Here is a 25,078-nt window from a genome sequence, read left to right on the forward strand (position 1 = left end):
ATGACCGATTCCACTCCCCTGACCCTCGCCGAAAAGGCCTCCCTGGCCAGCGGTGCTGACTTCTGGACCACGAAAGCGGTCCGCGACATCCCGTCCGTCTACTTGACGGACGGACCGCACGGCGTGCGCAAGCAGGGCGATCACGTCGACCACCTCGGTGTGTCGATGAGCTACCCGGCCACCTGCTTCCCGCCTGCATCCGGGCTCAGCCAGTCCTGGAATACGGATCTTGCCCGCCGGGTGGGCGCCGCCCTCGGGATCGAGGCCCGCGCGATCGGCGTGAATGTTCTCCTCGGCCCTGGGGTAAACATCAAGCGGCACCCGCTCGGGGGCCGTAATTTCGAGTATTTCTCGGAAGACCCGCACTTGGCCGGCGCGCTCGGTGCCGCCTGGGTCACCGGCATTCAGAGTGAGCACGTGGGCGCGTCGCTGAAGCATTTCGCGGTGAACAACCAAGAAACCGACCGGCACCGCATCAGCGCCGATGTGGACGCGCGGACGCTGCGGGAGATCTACCTGCGCGCGTTCCAGATCATCGTCCGGGATGCGAACCCGTGGACGGTGATGGCCTCCTACAACCGGATCAACGGCGTCCCCGCCTCGGAGAGCGAGTTCCTGCTCACTCAGGTGCTCCGCGACGAATGGGGATACGACGGGGTCGTGGTCTCCGATTGGGGAGCGGTTGGCGACCGTGTCGCTGCCGCCCGAGCGGGCCTGGATCTGGAAATGCCCGCCGCCGACGGCACCGACGAGCAGCTGCTCGACGCCGTGATCGAAGGCACCTTGCCGGTGGAAGTGCTGGACCGGATCTCCGACCGGGTTCGCAGACTGGCGCAGCGCGCCCACGCCGACACTACGGGCGCCGGCGTGCCGTTTGATGTGGACACCCATCACGCTCTTGCCCAGGAAGCAGCTGCTCAGAGCATCGTTCTGCTGAAGAACGAGGATGACCTGCTGCCCCTGAACGGCGGAACGTCGGTCGCGGTGATCGGTGAAGCCGCCGCCACTCCCCGCTTCCAGGGCGGTGGCAGCTCCTTCGTCAACACCACCCGGGTGGATGTCGCGGTGGAGGAACTGCGACGTCTCGGCGGGGACGCGGTCCGCTACGCGGCCGGCTACTCCTCCGATCCCGCTGCTGCCGGGGACGAGCTCCTTGCCGAGGCTGTCGCTGCCGCGCGGGAAGCGGACGTCGCCATCGTCTTCATCGCCGCGCCGCTGGAATCGGAGGGCATCGACCGGGAGAACCTCGAACTCCCCGCAGACCAGGTCGCCCTCGTACAGGGCGTCCTGGCGGCTAACCCCCACACGATCGTTGTCGTCGCACACGGGGGTGCCGTGCAGCTGAGCGCCATCGGCTCCGTTCCCGCCATCTTGGACTGCGCGCTGTCCGGGCAAGGCGGAGGCCGCGCGATCGCAGACATCCTGTACGGCAACGTCAACCCGTCCGGCCGTCTCTCGGAGACGGTGCCGCTCCGTCTCGAAGACACCCCCGCGTTCGGCATCTTCCCGGGCGAACACGGGCACGCTCTCTACGGCGAAGGGCTATTCGTCGGCTACCGCTGGTACGACACCCGCGACATCACCGTCGCGTACCCGTTCGGTCACGGCCTGTCCTACACAACGTTCGAGTACTCCGGACTGACCCTCGACGTCACTGACGAAGGAATCGCCGCGACTGTCACGATCACCAACACTGGCAGCCGGGCTGGCCGGGAAGTCGCCCAGTTTTACGTCGCCGTGCCTGGCTCGGAGGTCACTCGACCGGTACACGAACTCAAAGGCTTCGCGACCATTGCACTCAAGCCCGCGCAGTCCGAGGACGTAACAGTCCTTCTCCGTCGCGATGACCTCGCCTATTGGGATACACGCGGCGAAACCTGGACCCTCGAGAGCGGCGACTACGTCGTCTCTGTGGGAGCCTCCAGCCGTGACATTCGGGAAACGGCGATCGCCACTGTCGTCGGCGACGTCGTGCACGTTGAGTTGACGATGCACTCCACCATCGGGGAGCTCCTAGCGAACCCGTTCACCAAGACGGCGATCGAGGCAGCCCTGTCTTCCGCGTTCGGCGCCGCAGACAACCCGGCTGTCGGCGGGAACGTTGTGCAGATGATCTCCCCCAGCCCCTTGCATTCGGTCGTGGGACTGCTTGGCGAAGCGTTCGACGCTGCCGAGTTCGACGAACTGCTCGACGCGGCCAACGCGTCCGCGACAACCGACGCGCGCTGAAGGTCGCAGAGATGAAATCGATGCCATCAAACACCGACCGCGCCACGATTGGCCACCTCGCGACAGACAGGCTCTATCCCCCCTCGCCGCACCACGCGAACCGCCAGGGCAGAGCCGCCACTCGAGCAGGAGCCGAACGATGAACCAGCGGTGGGCAGTCATCGGGACCGGATCGATCTCAGCTGTGGTCGTTTCCGATCTACAGAGCTGCGACGGGGTCGACGTGGTTCTCGTACACAGCCGCACAGAATTCAACGCAGCCCGATTCGCCGGCGAGCACAACATCCCCGCGTGGACCTCGGACTACCAAGCAGTGCTGGACGACGCCGCAATAGATGCGGTCTACATCGCCACCCCGATCGGGACTCACTTCGACCTGACACGCGCCGCACTGCAGGCCGGCAAGCATGTCCTCGTCGAAAAGCCCATGGCAACCAGCGCGGCAGACGCCACCGAACTGTTCGCCACCGCGCACGCCCATCGTCGCTTTCTCATGGAAGGGATGTGGATGAAATTCAACCCCGCGTTCCTGCGCCTACGGGAAGAGATCGCCAACGGACTGATTGGAACAACAAGCAACGTACGGGCAGGGTTCTCCGTCCCGTTCCCGCAAGATGGTGCCCGCCGCTGGGACCCGGCCCAAGGTGGTGGAGCGCTGCTGGATCAAGGCATCTATCCCATCACCCTTGCGCACACCATCCTTGGCGCCCCCACATCCGTACACGCACACGGAGTCACCCGCGCGGACGGGCTAGACCTAGAAACGCACATCACTCTGGAGTTTGGGGGGATGAACTTCGCGCAACTGACCACGTCGATGGTGCAGTTCAGCGACTGTTCGGCGGCCGTTGCCGGCGACAAAGGATGGATCACGTTGCCCGCACCGTTCTGGGCCACCACGGACCTGGAGATCCATGCAGGTGGTGCGCAGCACTTCTACGGCAACGGAAATCGGATCCACCTGACCCAGGAGGGCAACGGGTACGTACCCATGCTCCGCGCCGTGATAGCTGCAATCCGTGACGGGCTGATAGAACACCCCACCCATCCCGCAGTCGACACCATCGCCGTAAGCGCAACGATCGACGCCGTTTTCGCGCAGATCAAGCCCACACATCCGTAGACGCCTCAAGGAACTTGACATTGCGATCGCTCCCCCTGCTCACGGACTGGACCGCCGGCCCCAAGCGGGGGCTGTTCGACGGCATGAACCCGATGATTGCCGCGCCAGCCCCCGTCACCCTCCCCCACGATGCGATGCTGGGAATGCAACGCTCCCCGGACGTACCGTCCGCCGAGCACAGCGGATACTTCCCGGGCGGCGCCGTCGAATACACCCGCACCCTCGACGTCGACGCCGCTGACGCGGACTCAGTCCACCTGATGGTGCTGGACGGGGTGTACCGGGATGCGATGGTGTTCGTCAACGACGAGTTCGCTGCGCAGCGCCCCAATGGGTACGCCCGGTTCGCGGTGCGGCTCGACCCGTTCCTGCGTTTCGACGCCCCGAACGTCATCCGGGTGGAAGCGCGAGCTCACCACGACTCACGGTGGTACTCCGGGCTGGGCATCCACCGCAAGGTCTCTCTCGTCACCGGACCCCTGGTGCACATCGCGCTCGACGGAGTTCGGGTGACCACGCCTGAAGTCGATGAGCAGGGCGCACTCGTCCAGGTGAAAACGACCGTGACCAACGATAGCCTCCACACCCGGACCGTGACCGCGGCCGTCACGATCACCGCGCCCGACGGCACACCCGTCGGAGAAGGCATCGCGCCGCTGACACTTCTCGCCGGAGAATCCGGGGTCGCACGCACCCGCATCTGGGTAGCTGATCCCGACCGGTGGAGCGTGGAAAACCCCGCCCTGTACCGTGCCAATGTTGCAGTCGCTGGGAACGGGACGGAGGACAGCGACTCTGTCGCCTTCGGCATCCGCACGCTGCAGCTGGATGTGCAGCATGGGCTGCGGATCAACGGCGTCACCGTGAAGCTGCGCGGCGCCTGCATCCACCACGACAACGGCATCCTCGGTGCGCGAGCCATCGGCCGTGCCGAGGAACGACGCATCGAAATCCTCAAAGCGGCCGGGTTCAACGCCATTCGCAGCTCCCACAACCCCCTCACACCAGAGATGCTCGACGCGTGCGACCGCCTCGGGATGCTGGTGATGGACGAAGCGTTCGACATGTGGGCAGAAGCCAAATCCCCATTCGACTACTCACTGTCCTTCCCGGAATGGTGGGAAAGGGACATCGAGTCCCTCGTCGCCAAAGACTTCAACCACCCCTCGGTGATCTTCTACTCCATCGGAAACGAGATCCCCGAAACCGGCCGACCACACGGATCTCGGCAGGGCCGTCTCATCGCCGACAAAGTCCACAGCCTCGACCCGACCCGATACACCACGAACAGCATCAACCCGCTCGTCTCCGTCGTCAAAAACCTCCCCGCGATCGGCGGAGGATCAACCGAGCCACAGGACGTGAACGCAGCGATGGCCGACATGGGCGCAATGATGGCCGCCCTGGTCACCTCCGACCTGGTCACCCACCGCACCGAGGAGAGCTTCGCCGCCGTCGACGCAGCCGGCCTCAACTACGGCGACAGCCGATACGCATCAGACGCCACCCGCTTCCCCAACCGTGTCATCATCGGCACCGAAACCTTCGCCACCCGCCTGCACGACGCGTGGCCGACCATTCTGGAAAACAACCACGTCATCGGCGAGTTCACCTGGACCGGATGGGACTACCTCGGCGAAGCCGGCATCGGCCGGGTCGAATACACCGAACAGGGCGGCGCACTGGTCGGCACATCCGGACCGTTCCCGTGGCAGCTCGCCTGGTGCGGAGACATCGACATCACCGGTCACCGCCGCCCCGCGTCCTACTTCAGAGAGATCGTCTATGGCCTCCGCGCCACCCCGTACATCGCCGTCCACAAACCTCGAACAGATGGGCTGCTGCCATCGACAGGCCCCTGGTCCTGGACGGACAGCGTCGCCTCATGGTCCTGGTCCGTACCGACCGGCACGCCCGTGACCGTCGACGTGTACAGCGCCGCGGACACCGTCGAACTGTTCTTGAACGGCACCTCACTCGGCACCTCCCCCGCCGGCCAGGAGGCCGGCTACTGCGCAACCTTCCACGTGCCCTTTGACCAGGGCGAACTGGTCGCCGTCGCGTCCACCAACGGAATCGAGACCGGGCGTGACGTCCTCCGATCCGCCAGCGGCGACGTCGCACTGCGAGCAGTTGCCGAGCGGATCAACATCAGCGACAGCGTCGATGACCTCGCCTACATCCAGATCTCTCTCACCGACGCTGAGGGCATCGTCTGGCCGGACGTCGACCGCGAGATCGAAGCAACGGTCGAGGGCCCGGCTGAACTGATCGGCCTCGGCAACGCGGACCCGCAGACCACCGCGTCCTACCTCACCACGCGTCACCACACCTTCGACGGTCGGGCGCAAGCGATCCTGCGCCCGACAGGCAGCGGTGAAGTCGTCGTCACGGTGACCGCCGGCGGTCACGCCCCGCAGCGCGTTCAGGTGACGGTGAACCCCTCATGAGCACACCACTTCGCGTCGCTGTCGTCGGCACCGGGGAAGTGTCCCGACAGGTGGCAAGCGATCTCGCGATCACACCAGGTGCTGAACTGTACGCCGTCTCATCGCGAACCCTCGAAGGGGCGCAAGCATTCAGCGATGCGGCAGGAGGACACGCCCGCCCGTACGGGAGTTACGAAGACTGTCTCGCCGACACCGACGTGGACCTGGTCTACCTCGGCACCCCGCACGCCACCCACCACGCGCTCGCGCTCCAAGCCATTTATGCAGGCAAGCACGTGCTCGTCGAAAAGCCCATGACGATGAGCGCGGCACAGGCACAAGAGCTGGCCGATGCTGCGACCGACGCCGGCGTCTTCCTGATGGAAGGCATGTGGACGAAATTCAACGCGGTTATCCGCCGAGTCACACAACTCATCGCAGAGGGCGCCATCGGTGAGGTTCGCAGCGTCCGCGCGTCGTTCGGACTTCCCTTCCCCACCGACACAGGAAGCAGATGGCGTGCCGATCTGGGCGGCAGCTCACTCCTAGACCAGGGCATCTACCCGATAACTCTCGCCCGAATGTTCCTCGGCGAAGCCCTCAACCTCACAGCTGGCGGCACGGTACGTCCCGACGGCGTCGACCTGACCGGACACCTCACCATCACCTACCCCGAAGGACGATTCGCTCAACTCTCCTGGTCGATGGTCGAATTCCTCGAACTGACCGCCTCCATCAACGGCACCGAAGGATGGATCGTGATCCACCCGGCCTTCTGGTCGCCGGAACACGCCACACTCACCCGAATGACCTGGGACGCTCTACCCGACGTCCAAGAAATCCGAATCCCCCGCGACGGGCACGGGTTCGTCCCCATGCTGAAATCCGTCGCCGAAACGATCGCCGCCGGACGCCTCGAACACCCCCAGCACACACTCGCCGACACAGTGGCCGTGCTCGGGATAATCGACGAAACGCGTGCTCGCCATAGGCCTCAGGCAAATCGAGCAAACGGCCAACTGCAGAGGTGATCGCCGCGGTCCAATTGTCCTCCACGGCAGGAGTGGCAAGCAGAGGCGATTTCTAACGACAAGGGGGATGCTCCTAAGCGGCAGAAAGACAATCGTAGGAATCCGCAAGTACCGCGGGCGAGCCACCCCCGAATTGCCGCAGACTATCGCGGAACCAAGGGCGTCTATCGCAGGGTCGATCGGGAACCTGCACTGGGATCAGCCCTGTCACATGCCACGGCACCCGGACCGTCCACGCCCCTGCTCAGAAGGTCACGAACTCGCCAGCCGCCGGGCGGCTCGCTGGCGGGGGCTGAGCGTTCGCGACCGCTCGCAAGTCATTTCGGCTTACTCGGTTCTCGCACCGGAACTTTGATCCGCACCGACCACCCACCGTCGGACGCGAGGATCGCGCCGTTGATGTTGACGCTGTCGGCCGAAAGCAAGTACGTGATCGACGCGGCAAGGCGATCTGCTGTCGCGATCGAAGGAATCTGACCTTGGAAGATTGAAGTCGCCGGCGTCCGAACTCAGACACGTTCGCCGGCATCGGGATGCCGGTGCCCCCCCCCCCCCCCCCCCCCCCCCCCGGGGCGACCGCGTTGACGCAAGTGCCGTGCGGGCCGTACATGAAGCCCGCTGATCGGGTGAGACCGATGACGGCGTGCTTGGACACGGTGTACGCGTTACCCGAGGCATTTCCCCGTAAGCCAGCCTCGGAGGCGACGTTGACGATCACCGTTTGACCCTGAAAGCGATGTGCGGTGATGGACTCCGTCCACTCTGCTGCGGGCTCATCGTCGGGCATCTGCCCACCGTTGGCCTGCAGCACCAGGTCGTCGACAACGACTGGGACACCTGCCCCTGACTGAGAGCGACCAGTTGCTGATAGGTCATGAGTGGGGCATCGCCTCGATAGGCGGCCAGCCACTGCCGAAGCGTGGGAGATGTCAATGTGGAGCACGCGCAGCGAAGCGAGCATGAACGACATTGACATCGACGAGCGCAGGCTGAGGATGGGCCGTCGAGGCGATGGCCTGCCGTGATCACTTGCGAGTGCCGCTGGTGACGCGGCCTCGATCGCCCTTTCGGCGGTAAGGAGGTCAGCAACGTTGCTGCAAGCGCCCCTGGCGCCCTCGACTCTCGTGGTGGCGATCGACCCGGGCAAGGTGATGAACCGCGTCTGGCTCAGTGACGGGCAGGGTCTGGTGACAGACCCCGTCTCGATGCCGGTCTCGCGCGCGGGGATCGAGGGCTTGGAACGCACCGTCCATGGTCACGCGGCCGGACGCGGTCGGGTGGTGATCGCGATCGAGGCAACCGGAAGCCTGCATCAGGCGTGGGCTGCTGAGCTGGAGCGGTTGCATCCGGGTTCGGTGCGGTTGTTCGCCCCGTCGGAGACAAAGGCCGCCCGCACCCAGCTCGGGTCTGGCCGGTTCAAAACGGATGACCGGGACTGCGCCGCGCTCACCTATCTGGCTCGGCAGGGCGCCGGTCGAGCACAGGCTGAGGAGTCAGCCGTGGACGAACTGCGCGCCATCGTCCGGCACCGGCGGGGACTCATCGCTGACCGGACAAAGGCGCAGCAGCGCCTCCACGACCACCTCAACGCTCTCGTCCCTGGCCTGTCAGCGCCGGCTTCGCACGGTCGCGCGCTACCGATCGAGTCACCGACGGGACAAGGCCGTCCTGGCTTGCGCGGTCGCGTTCGCGGGACGGCCACCCTCGATCCGCTCCTTGATCACTCGTGCACCGGGCCGGCTGACAACGCCCACCGCGCAGTACTGGCATGACCGGTGGCGCGGCTGCCTCCCCCCGCCGCCAGACGCACAGGCACGGGTAGCACGGCTGGGCCGCGACCTGCAGCGCTACCGAGACCTACAAAAGGACATCGCGGTCCTCGAGACCGACATCACCCTGCTGCTCGCACCGAGCGCCGGACAAGTCCTCACGACCCTGCCCGGCGTCGGCCCGATCCGTGCGGCCGCGTTTGCAGCGCACAGCCTGCCGATCGCACGATTCCCCGACGCTGAACACCTCTACTCGGCAACCGGTCTCGCTCCGGCGCTCTACGAGTCCGCGACACTACGACGACGTGGACGCATCTCCCGGCAAGGGTTTGGCCGAGCATCGCGATGCCCTCATGGGCATCGCGTGGGGACTGTCCATGTATTCGTCGGCCTTCGCCGAACGCAACGCGGAGCTGCGCACCCGCGGAATGGCTCCGATCCAAGCGCGCGTCGCGCTGGCCCGGAACGCGTGCCGCCTTGTCTACCGGATGCTCGTGACCCAAGAACCCTTCGATGAACAGGCGTACCGTCGAAGGAGGCTCAGCCGCGTACGGTGACGGCCACGATTGCTATGCCGCTCGACGGCGCAACTTTAGCTTGCCGCCCGTCCGCAATGGGCCGCCTCCCACGGCGAATACGAAAGCCTGCCGCATCACGGCGCCTGATCAGCCTGCCGACCTATCGGCGGCCCAGCCTCCACACGGACACAGTTCCTCGAAGTCCGCAGCCTGGACGCATCACGCGCCCGGGCCGACCATTCGCGCCCGGACGTCTCCTTGACTAATGACGTGAAAGCTAAGCGGGAGGCCGCGAACGCCCGTGACCGGCGTCCAGGTGCAATTCTCGGCCGAACGCGAGCGCGGATCCGTGATCCTCCTTGGCCGTGATCATCTCGGCCGTCCACCTCATCAGCTGTCCTCCGTCGTTGGTCGTTGCACACTTCCAGCAGTTCGTTCACGTCAGCGGTCGAATCTTCGCTCGCCTAGAGGTCAGTCGTTGTGGCGTCTCACTTGGCCGCCGAGTTTGCGAGCAGCCGCCGCGACGGTGCTCGCTCTGTTGCCGCGTACCAGTGGTAAGAGGGCTGCGGTGGTTGCAATCGGCTGTGTGGTTTGGATGACTGGCATGTCAATTTCTCCCGACGTTGCCGAACAACCGCGCGATGGAGGCGAGGGTGAGGGGGCGTGCGGCGACCCAGCCGCCGACAATCACGAGGATCGAGGCGCTGAAGATCCATAACCCTGCCCAGTTGTCCCCATACGCGTTCGGGTCGACCGAGCCCTGCGCGGCGTACATGTGGTTCAGGTTGCGGAGGGCCCCGGTCGCGAACACCAGGACGACGTGCACGAAGATGAACAGCACGAAGTAGAGCATCACCGGGAAGTGCACGGCCCGCGCCCACTCCACCGGGTAGATGCGGCTGAGGGACTTGGCGTTCTTGGGCCAGATACCCGACATCCGCACCCCGGTGATGAGCGCGAGCGGTGCCGCGACGAACACGGTCGTGAAGTAGGCGAGCTGCTGGAGGGCGTTGTAGTTGACCCAGCCGTTGTCGGTTGGCCAGTCCAGCGACACGTACTGCAGCGCGGCACTGATCGCGTTGGGAAACACCTCCCACGACGTTGGGACGATCCGCAGCCACTGTCCTGTCACGAACAGCAGCACCACGAAGATGACGCCGTTGACGATCCACAGGATGTCGAGGGACTGGTGGAACCACAGGTTCAGGCTGATCTTGCGTTTCCCGTTGGTGCGCGGTGACCAGAACGCGGTCGGGCGCTTTTCGGTGCGCACCTGCAGCCCCGACCGGATGATCAGCACCATCAGGAACACGTTGAAGAAGTGTTGCCACCCCAACCACGCCGGGAACCCCACAGGCGCACCCGCGGGCAGGTGATACTCGCCGGGGAACTGAGCCAGGAACTCCACACCCCACCGCGTCGACAGCAGCCACCGCACCGCGAGCACCGCCATCGCCGCCGCATACAGCAGGCCGCCACCGACCACCACGACGATCCCCGCCCACTGCAGCTTCGTGAATGGCCCGACCCGCTCCGACTCCGTCTTGGTGATCACCGGGCCATCCACGCGACGCTCACGCTCGAACGCCCGCGCCGCCACCCCCGGCCACACCGTCCGCGGGAACGGCAACGGTGACGACACATCGACAACAGGAACGGAAGGTGCTACCTCAGCAGTCCTCGGTCGCTCGACGTCGTTCGAGGTCGAAGCGACCGCGAAGCCGGTAGCAGGCCATGGATCACCGCCCACGATGCGCGGTAGTCCTCGGCGCAGCCCCCTCTGTGCAACCGAGGGTCCGAAGTCGGTGTTCGCAATGGAGGTGGCCCCTCCAAAAGATCTGAGGTGGCCGTGCGGCCGAATTGGAGTCGGATTCTCGCGCGGGGCGACTGTTAGTTCAGCCACGGGTGCGTCGCCGGCCGGTGGCCAGGGGTCGCCGCTGGGACGCCGGGGAAGCCCGCGGCGCACCTGGGTGCCGAACGTCGCCATCCGCTGATCCCTTACTTGGTTTTGTTCGCCTCGAGCGCGGCGATCAGTTGCGGGACGACAGTGAACAGGTCGCCGACGACGCCGTAGTCGGCGATGTCGAAGATCGGGGCATCCGCGTCCTTATTGATCGCGACGATCGTCTTCGCCGTCTGCATCCCCGCCTTGTGCTGAATAGCCCCCGAGATGCCCAGCGCGACGTACAGCTGCGGCGACACAGACACACCCGTCTGACCGACCTGGTACGACTGGGGCACGTAGCCCGCATCCACGGCGGCACGGGATGCCCCGACCGCAGCACCCAGCACGTCGGCGAGGGTGTCGACCAGAGCGAACTTCTCCTCCGAACCCAACCCACGACCACCGGAAACGACCTTCGCCGCCCCGCGCAGCTCCGGTCGCGACGACACCGCGACCGCTCCCTCGACGACTCCGACCGTCGCCGTGCGGCGCTCGGTCGCGGCGACCTCGATCGTGTGCACATCGGGAGAGTCGACCGCCTCGGCGCGGGCATCGACAGCACCCTGGCGGACCGTGATCACGGGTGGTCCGAACGTCACGGCCGAGTCGACGTTGTACGCACCTCCATAGACCGAGTGATTCGCGACCACACCCTCGTCATCGCGCGAGACACCGATCGCGTCGACCGCGAGGCCTGAGCGGGTGCGCGCCGCGAAGCGGCCGGCGACCTCGCGGCCCTCGATCGAGTGCGACACGAGGATCGCGTCGGGCTTCACGAGCGCCGCGGCGGCGGCGAGCGCGTCCACCCGATCGCCCGGCGCGACCACAACCGACGCGGCGCCAAGGGCCGCGGCATCCGTCGCCTGCGAATCATCGGAGACCACCGCGACCGGCCTGCCCACCGACGCACCCGCGCCGAGCAGCGCGGCAGACGACTTGGCGAGCACGCCCGACGGCGTGAGGTCGAGCAGGACGAGGATCGAGTCTTCAGCGAAAGTCATGGCATCCACCTATGCGAGCCGGTTCTGGATGAGGAACTCGGCGAGCTTCCGCCCGCCGTCGCCCTCGTCGACGATCTTCACCCCGGCCTGACGCGGAGGCTTCTCGCTCAGCGCGATCATGATCGAGCGGGACGCCGCAGGGGGTTCGGTCTCGACACCCAGGTCGGCGAGGGACAGGGTATCAAAGGGCCTCTTCTTCGCCGCCACGATGCCCTTGAAGTTCGGGAACCGGGCATCCGGCAGCGCCTCCGTGATCGAGATCACCGCGGGGAACTCCGCCGACACCTCGGCCGTGCCAGCATCCGTCGCCCGCACCCCCGACACCGAACCCTCGGCGATCTGCACTGAGACCAGGTTGAGCGCCGCAGGAACGTCGAGCAGCTCCGCAAGCATCGCAGGCAGCACGCCGCCCGACCCGTCCGTCGACTGGTTGCCGGTGATCACGAGATCGAACCCGACGTGCTTCAGCGCAGCAGCCAGCACCTCAGCCGTCAGCCCCAGGTCTGCGCCGAGCAGACCCTCGTCGACTACGTGCACCGCCGAACCCGCACCCATCGCGAGCCCCTTGCGCACCGACGCGGTCGCCGACTCCGGCGCCATCGACAGCACCACAACCTCGGTGTCGGCATGCGCATCGGCGTACGACAACGCGACCTCGAGCGACCGCTCGCCGATCTCGTCGAGCACCGCCTCTCCGGCCGCACGATCCGCGATCCCCGTCTCGAGGCTCAGCTTGCGGTCACCGTACGTGTCGGGGACTTCCTTGACCAACACGACGATCTTCAGATCCTCGACCATTTACCATCCCATGATCGAGGCGATTCGCGCACGATGCGACGCTGCCGATCCCCAGTAGCGGGCTGTGACGTGAGCGCGCTTGAAGTACCGGTGCGCCTGGTGCTCCCAGGTGAACCCGATGCCTCCGTGCAATTGGATGGAGTCTCCAGCCACGGCGGTGAACGTCTCAGACGAGTGAGCCTTGGCTACGCTCGCCGCGACACTGATCTGCGCAGGGTCGGCATCGGGGTCGTCGGCGATCGCGGCCGCAAGAGCGACCAGAGACGCAGTCGCTTCGATCGCGACCGCATGGTCTGCAAGGCGGTGCTTCACTGCTTGGAACGAGCCGATCGGACGACCGAACTGCGATCGCTGTTTCACATGTGTGAGTGTGATCTCCAGACAGTGGCGGGCTCCACCAAGCGCCTCGGCAGCCAACAGCAGCGCAGTGCGGTCGTACGCGAAGTCAACCATCGTGGATGCCGCTCCGGCGTCGGCGATGAGTCTCGCGGGAGTTGTCTCGAGCACCAAGTCAGCGAACGCTCTCGTTCCATCGAGCGTGGGACGAGCGATGACACGCACGGACGGATGGGAGGTGTCGATTGCAAGGAGGACGACCCCGGCTTCTGATGCGGCCGGCACGACCAGCACGTCGGCCTGGTCGGCGGTCATTGCGAGCGCGGCTTCTCCGGAAGCGTGCCAGCCCTCCGCGCCGGTCGAGGCCTTGATTCCGGGCTCGAGGTTGATCGCTCGATCTGCCAGAGCCACGCCCGCTGTACGGTGATCGGAAACAATGCTCGAGACGATGTCGTCTGTGGCGGGTTGGCACCGCCGGAGCACACCAAGCGCCACGATCGTTCCGGCGAGTGGGGCCGGCGCGAGTGCTCGTCCGATCTCCTCACAGAGGACACTCGCAAGCATCGCCTCGCCGATGGCGTCGAGAGCGCCTGGATCCGCGAATACCTCGAGCAGGCCGATCTCCTGTGTGAGAGTGTCCCAAACCCGCGGGCTGCGGCGGATGACGGGGCTATCGGCTGCAGCGTCTCGCAGAAGCAGCCTCCGCAGCACTCCGCGGAGCTCCGTCACCTCGGCTGATTCGGTGATGTTCATCCGGCAGAGCCCTTCGGTGAGCGAGCAGGATCAGTACTGCCTCTGGTCTCGCGGGGGAGACCAAGCAGCTGCTCCGAGATGAGGTTGCGTTGGATCTCGTTCGCACCGGAGAAGATGGTCGCCCCTCGACTCGTGAGGAGCAGATCCTGCCATCGGTCCACGGCGTAGTCATCCTCGAACGGAGGTGCCTCACTCGAATCGCGTCCTGGGCGCACGATACCCCCGGCGCCCCCGATGTCGACGGCGAGCTCCCCCAGTCGAACGGCGTACTCGCTCGCCTGCAGTTTTGCGACCATGCCCAAGACGTGCGATTCGTGGTTCGTCACCGAATGCGTCATTGCGACGAACGACTGAGCGCGAAGAACCTGAGTATCCATGTATGCGCGCACGAGCCGGTCACGGATGAGCGGATCTGATATGACATCCCGCTTCCGTGCCGCATCGAGCACAGCATCGAACTCCTCGGTGTACCCCAGATGTGAGACGAGCAGATCGGCGTTGCGCTCGGTGCTGAGCGTGGCCATCGCGACAGACCAGCCGTTGCCGACACCACCGATCACATTGAACAGCGGCGCGCGCGCGCCGTCGAGGAAGTCCTCCGCAAACTCCACAGCGCCGGTCATTTGTCGGATGCCGCGAACGTCTATGTTGTTCTGTTCGCCGAACGGCAAGAGCACGAAGGAAAGCGCCTCCCCCCGGCGCGCGGCCGAGTCGGTGCGGCACAGAACGAAGATCATGTTCGCGTCGGCGAACGCGGACGTCCACACTTTCTGGCCGCTCACCACGATCTCATCGCCTTCGACAACGCCCGATGTCTCGACGGCCCCCAGATCCGAGCCATGGTTCGGCTCAGAGAAGCCCTGGCAGTATCGATCGAGTCCGGAGATTATTCGCGGCAAGAAGTGCGCCTGCTGTGCGAGAGTTCCATGCCCCAGCAAGGCGGATCCGACGAGGTCTGCCGAAAATCCGCGGCGAACGCGAGGAACACCTGCTCGTCGGCACTCCTCCGCGAAGACCGAGCTCTTGACGTGCGACCATCCTTTCCCGCCGGCGTGCTTCGGCCAGTGGGGGTAGATCAGCGCCTCTTCGAGAAGCGCCTGCTCCCACTGGCGATAGAGTTCGGAGCGCTTGGCGAGTGAATGCACGTCGCGATTGGATCCGGCCAGGACCGTGGAGCCGTCGTACCAGTTGGTGAGTTCTGCGAGTCCTGCCGGGGCTGCAGAAGAAATCCACTCGCGAACCTCGGTCCGAAACGACGCAAGCTCTGGTCCCAGGTCGGGGTAGAGCTCTGGCCAATCGCCTCCCATGGACTCCTGCTTTCTATCGAGTAGTTCGGCTTAGATCAACGCGGCAAGTGCCGCGAGCACGCGCACATCGCGAGTGCGGACGCAGAGCGTGTCAACTCTCGAGGCCTTCCAGACCTCGAGCTGCTCGGCAATGCGTTCGGGTGGCCCGGCGAGAGCGACTTCGTCGATCAGCCGATCTGGCACGAGCGACGCAGCCTCGGCTTTGCGCCCTTCGAGGAAGGCATCCTGAATGCGTACTGCGTCGCTCCCGTAGCCGAGCGAGCTGACCAAGTCGAAGTAGAAGTTCTTGCCTCTGGCACCCATCCCGCCGATGTACAGGGCGAGCATCGGACGGAGGCGATCACGACAGTCGTCGATGTCAGGACCCATCGCGATCTGCGGGGAAGCGACGATCTCGAGGCTGCCCGCATTCGATGGTCGTCGAGCGATCCCCCGATCAAGTGCACCGCATAGCGCATCCTCTTGTGTCGGCGAGTAGAAGATCGGCAGCCAGCCGTCCGCGATCTCGCCGGTGAGTTCCACGCTCTTCGAACCCAGCGTTGCCAGATAGATCGGGATCCGCTTTCGAAGTGGATCGATGCTGGACCGGAGGGCACGCCCCAACCCCGTCGCGCCATCGCCGTTGAACGGCAAGGTGTAGCGACGTCCTTCGTACGTCACCGGGGACTCGCGGGCGATGACCTGTCGAACGATGTCGAGATACTCCTTGGTCGTCGTGAGCGGCGAACCGTAAGGCACACCGTGCCATCCCTCGACGACCTGTGGCCCGGACACTCCGAGACCCAGGTTGAACCGTCCACCGCTCAGTCGATCGAGTGTCATCGCGGTCATCGCCGTCATCGCGGGAGTTCGTCCATGCATCTGCATGATCGCGCTACCAATGCGAAGCCGGCGGGTCGTGGCACCTAGATAGCCCAGAGCGCTGGCGGCGTCGCTGCCATACGCCTCGCCCACCCAGACTGAGTCGAAGCCGAGGTCCTCGGCGATGCGGAGGGTATCCACCGCATCCGGGACCTCAACTCCGTCGGCTTCCAGACTGATGCCCAGTTTCAATTGAAAGACCCCTTCGACATCGCACGGTCGGGTCCGCGCCCAGCAGCCACGAGGAGACCTCTGGCCAGGGTGCTAGACCTTGGATCTTGCGGGCGCAAGTCCCATGATCTGTCGATATTCGGCGGGCGTGGCGACCTCGCGTCCGAGCGCCTCGACAATCTGCTTGGCCATCCGAAAGGCCTCAAGGTTTGATGAGAGCTTCTCCTGCTTGTGCGGCCACTTCCAGACGGTGTCCTCCATACCTACTCGAATGTGCAGGCCGAGTGTGGCCGCGACCGTTGCGAGATAGATCGAGGCGCGCCCCGCCGCGCACACCAGGATCTTCGCTTCTGGATCCACGTCCCGGATGAGCGACGTGAAGCGCATGAGACCGTCGATCATCTGCCGGGGATTCTCCATCGGACTGCACCCCGGAAGCCCAGGAAGCACGCACCAAATCTGACCGGAGCCGAGCAGACCGCTGCGGAAAAGGTACCTGTCCGCGTTGTTCACATCGGCGTCCGTGTAGGTGGCGATGATTGGCGTAGACCCCGACTCGAGGATGAGCCGTGTCTTCTCCAGGAGCAGCGGCACCGGCTTTGCGAAGAGCGAATCTCCGTTGTAGACCGCGGTGGTGTTGACCGGGACACCATCGAGGATGTTGGCATTGAGGCAGCGCTTCATCTCGTCCCACTCGCCCTCCAGGGCGGTGACGTAGCATCCGTCAACGGACAGATCGGGGAACTCTTCACGCAATGGTTCAACCACGGCTTCGAAGCGCTCCTGGGAGAGGGTGTTGTATCCATTGTCGTCTCGCACATGAAGATGAATCGCGCTCGCCCCCTCGAGAAGACAGGCCCGCGCTTGCTCGCGAATCTCATCTACCGTGATGGGTTGATTTGGGTTCGCGTGCCTGGTGAAGAAGGCACCGGTGATAGCCGGCTGCACGATGATCTTGTCCGGGATGTCCCACGCGGGTTGGATTCCCCCGCTGTGGAACGCTGAGTTCTCGGGGTCGATGATCTCTGGGAGACCATACGGCTTCCAGATCATGCGACCCTTCGCCCGCTCGACGCCTTCGGCGACTCGACTCCAGTTGACGGTGTTCTCGGTCATAGGTTTCAGCCTCTCTTAGGTGCAATGGGGAGCAGCTCGGAGATGCCCAACGGACGTAGGGCATCTCCTATGTATTCGCCGTCGAGTATGTAGCGAAGTGGTTTCCCGTCATCGATCTCTTCGACGACGTGAGCCATCAGTCCAGGAAGCACTGACAAGACTGCGAACGCTACGGTCTGGTTCGCCGACCATCCGAGGTCCCAGCCCACGGCAGCCATGCCGCCGTCGATGTTGATCGGAATGCCTGTCTTGCCCGTGGAAGCGACGAACGCGATCAGCAAGGCGCGATACTGCGCTATCCCCTCGCCCGCGAGGTCCAGCTCTTCGGCGAGGTCGAAGATGATCTCTGCCCGAAAGTCGCTGGACTTGTGGACAGGGTGCCCGAAGCCTGGCAGGCGACGGCGATCGCTGGCGTACTCGGCGACGATGAGTTCGGCAGCCCCCTTCGCATCCAGACCGTGCTCCGCTCGCAGCATCTGCGCGTGGGACAGGAGTGCGTACGAATGCTCGGGAGAGAGGGTGTTGCTCCCCGCTGCAAGAAGCCCTCCGGCGGTCGCTGGAATCATCTGCGGATTGCCGGACGCGATGTACCGCGCCGCTGTGATGGTGGAGGCCACCCAGCCGTGATCGAGCAGACTGGTGAGGATCGCATCGCACAGTCGCGTCTCTGCGGCCGACGGCAGCCGGCCCAGAAGCGACAGAAATGCGCCCTCGGTGTATGTGAGGCTGCGCATCACGTCCTCGAGCGAGTAGCCCCGAAGGTTTACGACGCCGGCGGTCACCTCACTGACCCGGGTCCGAAACTCAGACATCCTTCGCTCCTCTCTGCAGGACACTTGCCACGCAGCTACCCCAAGGCGTCATCGCAGCGCACCGCCGGCATCGATCCTGGTCCGCAGGAGTGTGAGCTCGGCTCGAGTGGGACCGTCCGTGATCGGGACGCTGTCCGGGATCGCGAACTCGAATCCCGTGCGCTGAACGATTTCGTCGACCTCGACGCCGGCGTGTCGGGATTTGAGGCGCGCGCGACGGGTGTTCTCGTCGAAGTCGAAGATGCAGAGGGGTGTCAGGATCGATGTCGGACCAGGATTCTGAAGTCCGAGACTCTCTCGAAGGTCACGCTCCCCGCGTCCGTATCCGAGCGCCGAGACGTAGTCGACCCGCTCGACGAGTGTGCGCGGATCGTGCGACATCGTGACGAGATGCCATGTCCCTACCTGGACCGTGGCGTTGCATGTGCCGATCGCGCCGGGACCACGGAACCGGAGTTTCCGATAGTCGTCGCCGATGCCGATCAGATTGGAATTGCCGTACGCATCGATCTGCAGGCCCCCGCAGAAGAAGACGCCGTTGGCACGATGGCGCTGGTTGTTGAGGAGCTGATCGTGTTGGTAGTACGCCTCCGCCCAGCGCATCGCGCGCACGTCGGTGATGAACTCGAACTCGTCAATGACCGGCTCATCGCGGAGGTAGGCCTTCGTCATCGCGATCATCACGGTCATGTTGGGACCATGAGTGAGATGTGCGAGGAGTGCGCCGGCACGAGGGACCGGGAGATTCGCTCCCACCTCGACCCATTGCCCGTCGAGCAGGCCATGGGCGATCGCGGCCGCCATTATCTCGTGTGGTGCGGCGACATCAGTCTCGGCGCCGAAATCAGTCTCAACCGTGGTTTGCATGTGCGTGTCCTCAGTACTCGTGGAGTGTCAGGAGGCGTTCGATGCCTACACGGGATAGGTATTCCGAATGCGTGGGCGCAGTGAACACATAGGTCTCGAGGTAGCTGTCGAGGTCGCGGCGCTCGCCGGTCTTGAGCCAGCTGGTCGCAGCTCCCAGGTACTCGCCGATGTGCTCAGTGTCCGGGCCGTAGTGGCCGTCGGCCGAATAGGGGTGCGCGCCGTATGGCGCGCGGACGATCCCGGTCGCGCCCCCGATCGAGGTCGCCAGAGGATTCGCCCGGATCTGTTCGGTCGATACGACGTTCTCCACCGACACGAATGTCTTGCTGGATGCCGCGTGGATCGCCGTGTCGCCGTAGCGCGTGCCGTTGTGCTGGACATTTCCGTAGGCGTCGCTGACAGATGCATGCAGCAGGGCGACATCGATCTCAATGGCCGGGATCGCCAGCAGAAGCTCAGAATTGATGGGGTCGCGGAACTCCTTGAGCGCTGGATTGACTCTCGGAAAGTCCGTTCCGACTCCCGCACGCCAAGGGTTGAAAGGGAGGCGCTGGGCTGACGCGCGCAAGCCCGCGTAGAAGTGCGCCTCGTCGAGTTCGAACACTCGGATGAGGCCCTCCTGAGCCGACTTGCGGAACGCCGGTCCGATTCCCGCCAACCCCTCCGCCCCGACATAGGGGGATACGACCTCCGATACACATCCGGCAGCGATAAGGAGGTCGACCTCCAGGCCCGAGGATGCGGCGCCGACCACTCTGAGCTGGCGTCGACCGTCGAGGATGAGCTGTCGTACCAGGCTCATCGGATGACCGGAGTTGATGAAACCGCCGACTCCGACGGTCATGCCGTCCGCAACGCTGGCTGCCGCATCGGCCACACTCAGGATGCGACTCTTCCGCTCATGCACGACATTCACATCGCTCATCGCCCAGGGCTCCAGACATCCTCGTGCGCTCGACGATGGTCGGTGAAGTACCACCGCGGATGCCCGTGGATCGTCTGACCACCATCGATCGCGATGGCTGCTCCGGTGATGAATGAAGCGTCATCGGAGAGGAGAAAAGTGACGAGTGCTGCGATGTCCTCGGGTCTTCCCAGCCTCCCAACCGGTGTGTCTGACAGCAGCGCTGCCCGGAACGCATCACCATCGTCGCCGGACAGCATCGGACCCGTCATCGCCGTCTCGACCACTCCGGGCATGACACTGTTGACGCGGATCCGGTGATTGCCCAGCTCGGACGCCATGCCGCTGGCGAGCATCCGCAGGCCCGACTTGGTGGCGCAGTAGGCCGACAGGAGGTCGGTGTGCTGGATAGCGCCAGAGGAGGCATTGATCACGATCGCTCCGCCCATAGCGCGCTCCACCATTGCGCGTGCAACGACCTGACAGATGTTGAACGTTCCGGTGAGGTTGACGTCGACGTGCCGGCTCCATTCGCTGAGCGGCTGCTCGAGGAAGGTCGCGAACTTCCCATATCCGGCGTTGGCGAAAAGCGCATCCACTGCGCCGAGCTCTGCGACGATCTTCAACACGCCACTCTCAACCGCATCGCGGTCCGTCTGATCGATAGCGACCGAGAGGACTGCCTGGCCGCTGGCCTCGTGGCAGAGCCGAATCGTCTCGTCGAGGAACTCGGCTTTGCGATCGACCAGCGCGACCGTCGCGCCTTCCGAGACGAGTCGGATCGCGGTGGTCTGCCCGATGTCGCCGGCAGCACCGGTCACAATGGCCGTACGGCCGGTGAATCTAGTCATTGGGCTGTGTATCCCCCATCGAGATGGATGACGTTCCCGGTGAGAAACGCCGACGCGCCTGCGGCGAGGTAGACGACGGTTGACCCGATCTCCTCGGGCTCTGGAACACGCCTCTGTGGCACACGTCGGAGAAGCGCCTCCCGCGCGGACTCATGCGTGAGCACTTCTGCAGGCATGTCGGTGTTGAAGTACCCCGGAGCTATTGCGTTGACGCGAACGTGCTGTGGCGCGAGTTCGACAGCGAGCGCACGAGTAAGGCTCTCGACTGCGCCTTTGCTCGCGCTGTACGCAGCCTGATTCCGAACCCCCGCTGTTGCGGCGAGCGAGGAGATGTTTATGATCGTTCGCTGCCCAGGATGTGATTGGCGAATGAGTGCTCGCGAAGTCAGGAAGACGCCTCGAAGATTGGTCGCGATGACTGCGTCCCACCGCTCGACGGAGACATCCGAGAGCGCAGCCTGATCGGCGATGGCGGCATTGTTGACGAGTACGTCGACGGGACCGCGCTCGGACTGGATCCAGTCGAATAGTCCCTCGACTTCCGATTCCTGTGCGACATCGGCGACGCGGGCCAGGGCGGTGCCGCCGGACGTCTCGATCTGTTCGACGACTGCGGCGAGCGCGGACTCGGACCGACCCGCGAGGACGACGATCGCACCCGCTTCAGCGAGCGCGGCAGCAGCCGCAGCTCCGAGCCCTCGGCCCCCTCCCGTGACGATGGCCGTGCGGCCGCTAAGACTGAACTGCTCCGGAAGGCTCACAGTCTTGCCCCCATCGAACGAGCGATGATGATCTTCTGAATCTCCGAGGATCCGCCTCCGATTTCCAGGTACTTGCAGTCCCGGTAGTGGCGCGAGACGGCGAATTCGTCCGTGAACCCGTATCCCCCGAAGATCTGGACGCCCTCGCGCGCCGCACTGACGTAGGAAGTCGTCGCGTGGAGCTTTGCTATCGATCCCGCGATCGCGGCCCCTGAGTCGCCGGCATCCACGAGTGCTGCCGCGCGCTGGACGAGCGCGCGTCCGGCGTCCAGCGCTACGCGTATATCGACGAGCTTCTCGGCCACCAACTGGTGACTCGCGAGGGACTTGCCGAATGAACGTCGCGCCAGGGCGTAGTCGGTGCAGCGGCGAAGGATGTCAGCATGTGCGCCGACACTGATTGCGGCAAGACAGACTCGTTCAATGGCGAGCCCGTCGAGAACCACATTCCAGCCACTGTCCAGTTCACCCAGCACGTCGTCGTCGGGCACGAAGACCGACTGAAGGAACACTTCTGAGAGATCTATTCCCCTCAAGCCCATCTTGGAGAGCTTCCGAATCTCGACCCCATCAGCTGTTGGATCCACGAGGAGAGTTGTGATGCCCTCCCGCTTGCCGGAGCCCGTCGATGTGCGCACGGCCGTGATGATCACGTCCGCGATCGCGGCACCGGTGATGAACACCTTCTGGCCGGTGACCGACCAACCGCCTTGGACTTTCGTCGCCTTGGTCACGAGCGCGGCGGCGTCGGATCCGGAGTCGGGCTCCGTGAGTGCGAAGGCGACGAGGGAGCCATCTTGCGCTATTCCGCGTAGCCAGCGCTCCTTTTGACTTGTGGTGCCATGTTCGGCGATCGCGAATCCGCCGAGCAGCCACATCGAGAAGAACGCCTGCGCTACGACGAGGCTGTGCTCGGCGAGAGTCTCCAGTACGACTGCGATGTCGCTGACGCTGGCCGCGGAGCCACCGTGCTCCTCGGGTACGACCATGGTGGCCCATCCCTGTTCGCGCAGTGCCGACATGACCCTCTCCGGGTACGCGGCTTCGGCGTCAACCCGCTTGAGATACTCGTCATCGATCAAGGCACCGCACAGCTCATCAAGCGCAGACGCCATGTCGGCCTGTTCGGCGGTCCATAGCGAGTCGGTCAGCGGCACCCTTGCCTCCTCGTCACGACGCCCATATGGCTAGAGCGTATGTCGACTCTTCCATCGTGCTCGCCCTTTGTCAACTCATGAGTCAACAACTGTACTTCTGGTCATATGTGAACTCAGAGAGCCAGTGCCGCCTTGATCTGCGCCAGCTCGTCGAAAACAGACCGCGGCAACAAGTACCCCTGGTTGTCCTCGATCGAAGGGAGGTTGGCTGCGATGTCCTCGGGTCCCGGTGCGGCCGTTGACGCCACCCATCCGGTGGTGAGACCTGTGATCACCTCGGAGTACCGTCCCCCAGCTGCCGAGTACACGCGGCCCGTTCGGTCACACTCCTTGCTGGCCAGGAACACCACCATCGGAACGACGGATTCCGGTCCGAGCCGCTGCACAAACTCTCCGAGCACATCCTCCGTCATGCGCGTGCGCGCGACCGGCGCAACGACATTTGACGCTATGCCATACCGTTCGCCTTCGATCGCGAGCACTCGTGAAAGTCCGAGCAATCCCGCTTTGGCGGCGGCGTAGTTCGACTGGCCGAAGTTTCCGAACAGGCCGGCGTTCGAGGTCGCATAGACGACCCGCCCGTAGCCCTGAGGTCGCATGATCTTCAGCGCCGCGCGCGTCATGTGAAACGCTCCTCCGAGGTGAACGTCGACGACCCCCTGCCATTCGTCCGTCGTCATGTTGTGGAGCGCTCGATCGCGGAGAATCCCCGCGTTGTTCACCAGCGCATCGAGACGGCCGAACTCATTCACAGCCGTCTCGACGATGGCGTCCGCGCCAGCCTCTGTGACGACTGACTCGTACGACGCCACGGCCTTGCCGCCGAGCGATCGGATGAGCTCAACGACCTGGTCGGCAACCGCGGGCTCGCCGTCGCTGCCGTCGACGGCGGAGCCTGGATCGTTCACCACCACCGCCGCTCCGCGGCTGGCGAATTCGAGTGCATAGCTTCTGCCAAGCCCTGCGCCGGACCCCGTGATCACCACGACTTGACCTTCGAACCGTACGCCCACCGTTGCCTCCTAATACTCCGCGTGACAGGGGATTACTCGGTGCGTTCGATGATCGTGACGTTCGCCTGGCCGCCGCCCTGACACATCGTCACAAGTCCGAACCGGAGGTCTGCGCGTTCGAGTTCCTCCAGCAGGTCGATGATGATGCGCGCACCGGTTGCCCCCAACGGGTGTCCGAGAGCGATTGCCCCGCCATTGACATTCACCTTGTCGTGCGGGATTTGCAGTTCGCGCATCCAAGCGATCACGACGGGTGCGAACGCCTCGTTGGCCTCGAAGAGGTCGATGTCCGTCACATCCAGCCCCGCCCGCTCGAGAGCACGCGCGGTCGCGGCAATGGGTGCGGTGAGCATCATGACCGGGTCATCCGCGAGGACCGTGAGCTGCCTGATCTTCGCCCGCGGTTTGAGATCGTGTCGCTCGACGCCGGATGGTGCCGCAATGAGGATCGCGGCTGCGGCGTCGGAGATCTGACTGGATACGGCTGCCGTCACAGTTCCTCCGTCGCGAAGCGGCTGCAGGGCGGCCATCTTCTCGAGAGTGGTGTCCCGACGAGGCCCTTCATCAGTATCGAAAGATCCGTATGCGACGATCTGCGAGCTGAATCGCCCTCCGTCGATTGCACGGATGGCGCGGGCGTGGCTTTCCAGCGCGTACTCCTCCATCGTTGTCCGGGAGATGTCCCATTTCTGAGCGATCATCTCCGCGGCCCGAAACTGCGAGATCTCCTGGTTCCCGTAGCGCCGCTGCCATCCATCGCTCGTCGAGAGAGCGTCAGGATGTCCGAATTGCTCACCCAGGTAGGAGGAGGCCATCATCGGCACCGTGCTCATGTTCTGGGTTCCGCCCGCGACGACCAGGTCCGCGGTACCGCTGAGGACGGCTTGGGCAGCGAAGTGGACGGCCTGTTGAGACGATCCGCATTGACGATCGAGGGTGACTCCCGGCACGCTCTCCGGAAGACCCGCAGCAAGCCAGCTTGTCCGTGCGACGTTCGCCGCCTGAGACCCGATCGGATCGAGGCAACCGAAGATCACGTCGTCGACGGCCCGTGGGTCGATGCCGGTGCGTTCGACGAGGGCGGACAGGACATGTCCGCCAACATCAGCGGAGTGCGTCTGTGCGAGCGCGCCACCCCGCTTCCCCACGGCAGTGCGTACTCCATCGATGAGGTACGCCTCACGCGATCGAAGCTCCACGTCGTCCTCCTCAGCGCAGATTACAGAACTGACTGCTGAGTCGGTACTCTACCATTGGGTCACTGCTCGGAGCGCGCACCGAATACAGCCCGACCTCCAACGGAGCACGAGCGGAGTGATGCGACCC

21 protein-coding genes and 2 pseudogenes are annotated in these 25,078 nt (G+C 64.7%); 7 read left to right on the forward strand and 16 right to left on the reverse strand.

Going from position 1 to position 25,078, the window contains the following annotated elements:
- From F6B43_RS16085 to F6B43_RS16100, 4 genes are all read left to right on the forward strand, one after another.
- Window positions 1-2,229 (forward strand): glycoside hydrolase family 3 C-terminal domain-containing protein, encoded by a 2,229-nt coding sequence (locus F6B43_RS16085; protein WP_150450027.1) that lies wholly within the window; start codon window positions 1-3, stop codon window positions 2,227-2,229.
- A gap of 139 nt (window positions 2,230-2,368) precedes the next feature.
- Window positions 2,369-3,352 carry a Gfo/Idh/MocA family protein gene (locus F6B43_RS16090; protein WP_150450028.1) on the forward strand — a complete coding sequence of 328 codons (984 nt, stop codon included), beginning with the start codon at window positions 2,369-2,371 and terminating at the stop codon, window positions 3,350-3,352.
- A gap of 20 nt (window positions 3,353-3,372) precedes the next feature.
- Window positions 3,373-5,802 (forward strand): glycoside hydrolase family 2 TIM barrel-domain containing protein, encoded by a 2,430-nt coding sequence (locus tag F6B43_RS16095; RefSeq protein ID WP_246160008.1) that lies wholly within the window; start codon window positions 3,373-3,375, stop codon window positions 5,800-5,802.
- Window positions 5,799-6,812 (forward strand): Gfo/Idh/MocA family protein, encoded by a 1,014-nt coding sequence (locus F6B43_RS16100; protein ID WP_150450029.1) that lies wholly within the window; start codon window positions 5,799-5,801, stop codon window positions 6,810-6,812. Before F6B43_RS16095 ends, F6B43_RS16100 begins: the two co-directional genes overlap by 4 nt.
- A gap of 317 nt (window positions 6,813-7,129) precedes the next feature.
- Here F6B43_RS16100 and F6B43_RS19930 read toward each other — a convergent pair.
- Window positions 7,130-7,527 (reverse strand): annotated as a pseudogene (locus F6B43_RS19930) (SDR family oxidoreductase); the annotation flags it as partial.
- A gap of 412 nt (window positions 7,528-7,939) precedes the next feature.
- Between F6B43_RS19930 and F6B43_RS16110 the strand changes: the two are divergent.
- The 3 genes and pseudogenes from F6B43_RS16110 to F6B43_RS19935 all read left to right on the forward strand — a co-directional run bounded on the left by F6B43_RS16110 (window position 7,940) and on the right by F6B43_RS19935 (window position 9,138).
- Entirely contained in the window at window positions 7,940-8,584 is a 645-nt protein-coding gene (locus tag F6B43_RS16110; protein WP_150450030.1) for an IS110 family transposase, read from the forward strand.
- Window positions 8,529-8,849, forward strand: a pseudogene (locus tag F6B43_RS20125) (transposase); the annotation flags it as partial. The gene F6B43_RS16110 and the pseudogene F6B43_RS20125, both read left to right, overlap by 56 nt.
- Before the next feature lie 37 nt (window positions 8,850-8,886).
- Window positions 8,887-9,138: a hypothetical protein gene (locus F6B43_RS19935; protein WP_246160010.1), complete on the forward strand. Its 252-nt coding sequence runs from the start codon at window positions 8,887-8,889 to the stop codon at window positions 9,136-9,138.
- A gap of 568 nt (window positions 9,139-9,706) precedes the next feature.
- On the opposite strand, the gene F6B43_RS16120 is transcribed toward F6B43_RS19935, so the two are convergent.
- From F6B43_RS16120 to F6B43_RS16190, 15 genes are all read right to left on the reverse strand, one after another.
- The gene (locus tag F6B43_RS16120; RefSeq protein WP_246160011.1) at window positions 9,707-10,654 is read right to left on the reverse strand and encodes a cytochrome b/b6 domain-containing protein; all 948 of its coding nucleotides are present in this window, start codon (window positions 10,652-10,654) and stop codon (window positions 9,707-9,709) included.
- Between the two features lie 443 nt (window positions 10,655-11,097).
- Window positions 11,098-12,045 (reverse strand): electron transfer flavoprotein subunit alpha/FixB family protein, encoded by a 948-nt coding sequence (locus F6B43_RS16125; protein WP_150450032.1) that lies wholly within the window; start codon window positions 12,043-12,045, stop codon window positions 11,098-11,100.
- 9 nt (window positions 12,046-12,054) lie between these two features.
- The gene (locus F6B43_RS16130) at window positions 12,055-12,831 is read right to left on the reverse strand and encodes an electron transfer flavoprotein subunit beta/FixA family protein (RefSeq protein WP_150450220.1); all 777 of its coding nucleotides are present in this window, start codon (window positions 12,829-12,831) and stop codon (window positions 12,055-12,057) included.
- A gap of 12 nt (window positions 12,832-12,843) precedes the next feature.
- The gene (locus F6B43_RS16135; protein WP_150450033.1) at window positions 12,844-13,932 is read right to left on the reverse strand and encodes an acyl-CoA dehydrogenase family protein; all 1,089 of its coding nucleotides are present in this window, start codon (window positions 13,930-13,932) and stop codon (window positions 12,844-12,846) included.
- A complete protein-coding gene (locus tag F6B43_RS16140; RefSeq protein WP_150450034.1) occupies window positions 13,929-15,239 on the reverse strand; it encodes an acyl-CoA dehydrogenase family protein in 1,311 nt (436 codons plus the stop codon). Before F6B43_RS16140 ends, F6B43_RS16135 begins: the two co-directional genes overlap by 4 nt.
- A 30-nt stretch (window positions 15,240-15,269) precedes the next feature.
- Window positions 15,270-16,292: an LLM class F420-dependent oxidoreductase gene (locus F6B43_RS16145; protein WP_150450035.1), complete on the reverse strand. Its 1,023-nt coding sequence runs from the start codon at window positions 16,290-16,292 to the stop codon at window positions 15,270-15,272.
- Window positions 16,293-16,364: 72 nt separating this feature from the next.
- Entirely contained in the window at window positions 16,365-17,387 is a 1,023-nt protein-coding gene (locus F6B43_RS16150) for a 3-keto-5-aminohexanoate cleavage protein (RefSeq protein ID WP_150450036.1), read from the reverse strand.
- Window positions 17,388-17,392: 5 nt separating this feature from the next.
- Window positions 17,393-18,199: a citrate/2-methylcitrate synthase gene (locus F6B43_RS16155; protein WP_170285697.1), complete on the reverse strand. Its 807-nt coding sequence runs from the start codon at window positions 18,197-18,199 to the stop codon at window positions 17,393-17,395.
- 48 nt (window positions 18,200-18,247) lie between these two features.
- Window positions 18,248-19,066 carry a CoA-transferase gene (locus tag F6B43_RS16160; RefSeq protein WP_150450038.1) on the reverse strand — a complete coding sequence of 273 codons (819 nt, stop codon included), beginning with the start codon at window positions 19,064-19,066 and terminating at the stop codon, window positions 18,248-18,250.
- Window positions 19,067-19,076: 10 nt separating this feature from the next.
- Window positions 19,077-19,991, reverse strand: coding sequence for a CoA transferase subunit A (locus tag F6B43_RS16165; RefSeq protein WP_150450039.1), 915 nt, complete (start codon window positions 19,989-19,991; stop codon window positions 19,077-19,079).
- Entirely contained in the window at window positions 19,988-20,821 is an 834-nt protein-coding gene (locus tag F6B43_RS16170; protein ID WP_150450040.1) for an SDR family NAD(P)-dependent oxidoreductase, read from the reverse strand. The genes F6B43_RS16165 and F6B43_RS16170 overlap by 4 nt, the downstream gene beginning before the upstream one ends.
- The gene (locus F6B43_RS16175; protein ID WP_170285698.1) at window positions 20,818-21,582 is read right to left on the reverse strand and encodes an SDR family NAD(P)-dependent oxidoreductase; all 765 of its coding nucleotides are present in this window, start codon (window positions 21,580-21,582) and stop codon (window positions 20,818-20,820) included. Before F6B43_RS16175 ends, F6B43_RS16170 begins: the two co-directional genes overlap by 4 nt.
- Window positions 21,579-22,739 (reverse strand): acyl-CoA dehydrogenase family protein, encoded by a 1,161-nt coding sequence (locus tag F6B43_RS16180; protein ID WP_150450042.1) that lies wholly within the window; start codon window positions 22,737-22,739, stop codon window positions 21,579-21,581. The genes F6B43_RS16175 and F6B43_RS16180 overlap by 4 nt, the downstream gene beginning before the upstream one ends.
- A 113-nt stretch (window positions 22,740-22,852) precedes the next feature.
- The gene (locus tag F6B43_RS16185; RefSeq protein ID WP_150450043.1) at window positions 22,853-23,752 is read right to left on the reverse strand and encodes an SDR family NAD(P)-dependent oxidoreductase; all 900 of its coding nucleotides are present in this window, start codon (window positions 23,750-23,752) and stop codon (window positions 22,853-22,855) included.
- Window positions 23,753-23,784: 32 nt separating this feature from the next.
- Entirely contained in the window at window positions 23,785-24,951 is a 1,167-nt protein-coding gene (locus tag F6B43_RS16190; RefSeq protein WP_150450044.1) for an acetyl-CoA C-acetyltransferase, read from the reverse strand.
- Window positions 24,952-25,078 lie beyond the last annotated feature (127 nt).

The organism is Microbacterium rhizomatis (genome assembly GCF_008710745.1).
GTDB lineage: Bacteria > Actinomycetota > Actinomycetes > Actinomycetales > Microbacteriaceae > Microbacterium > Microbacterium rhizomatis.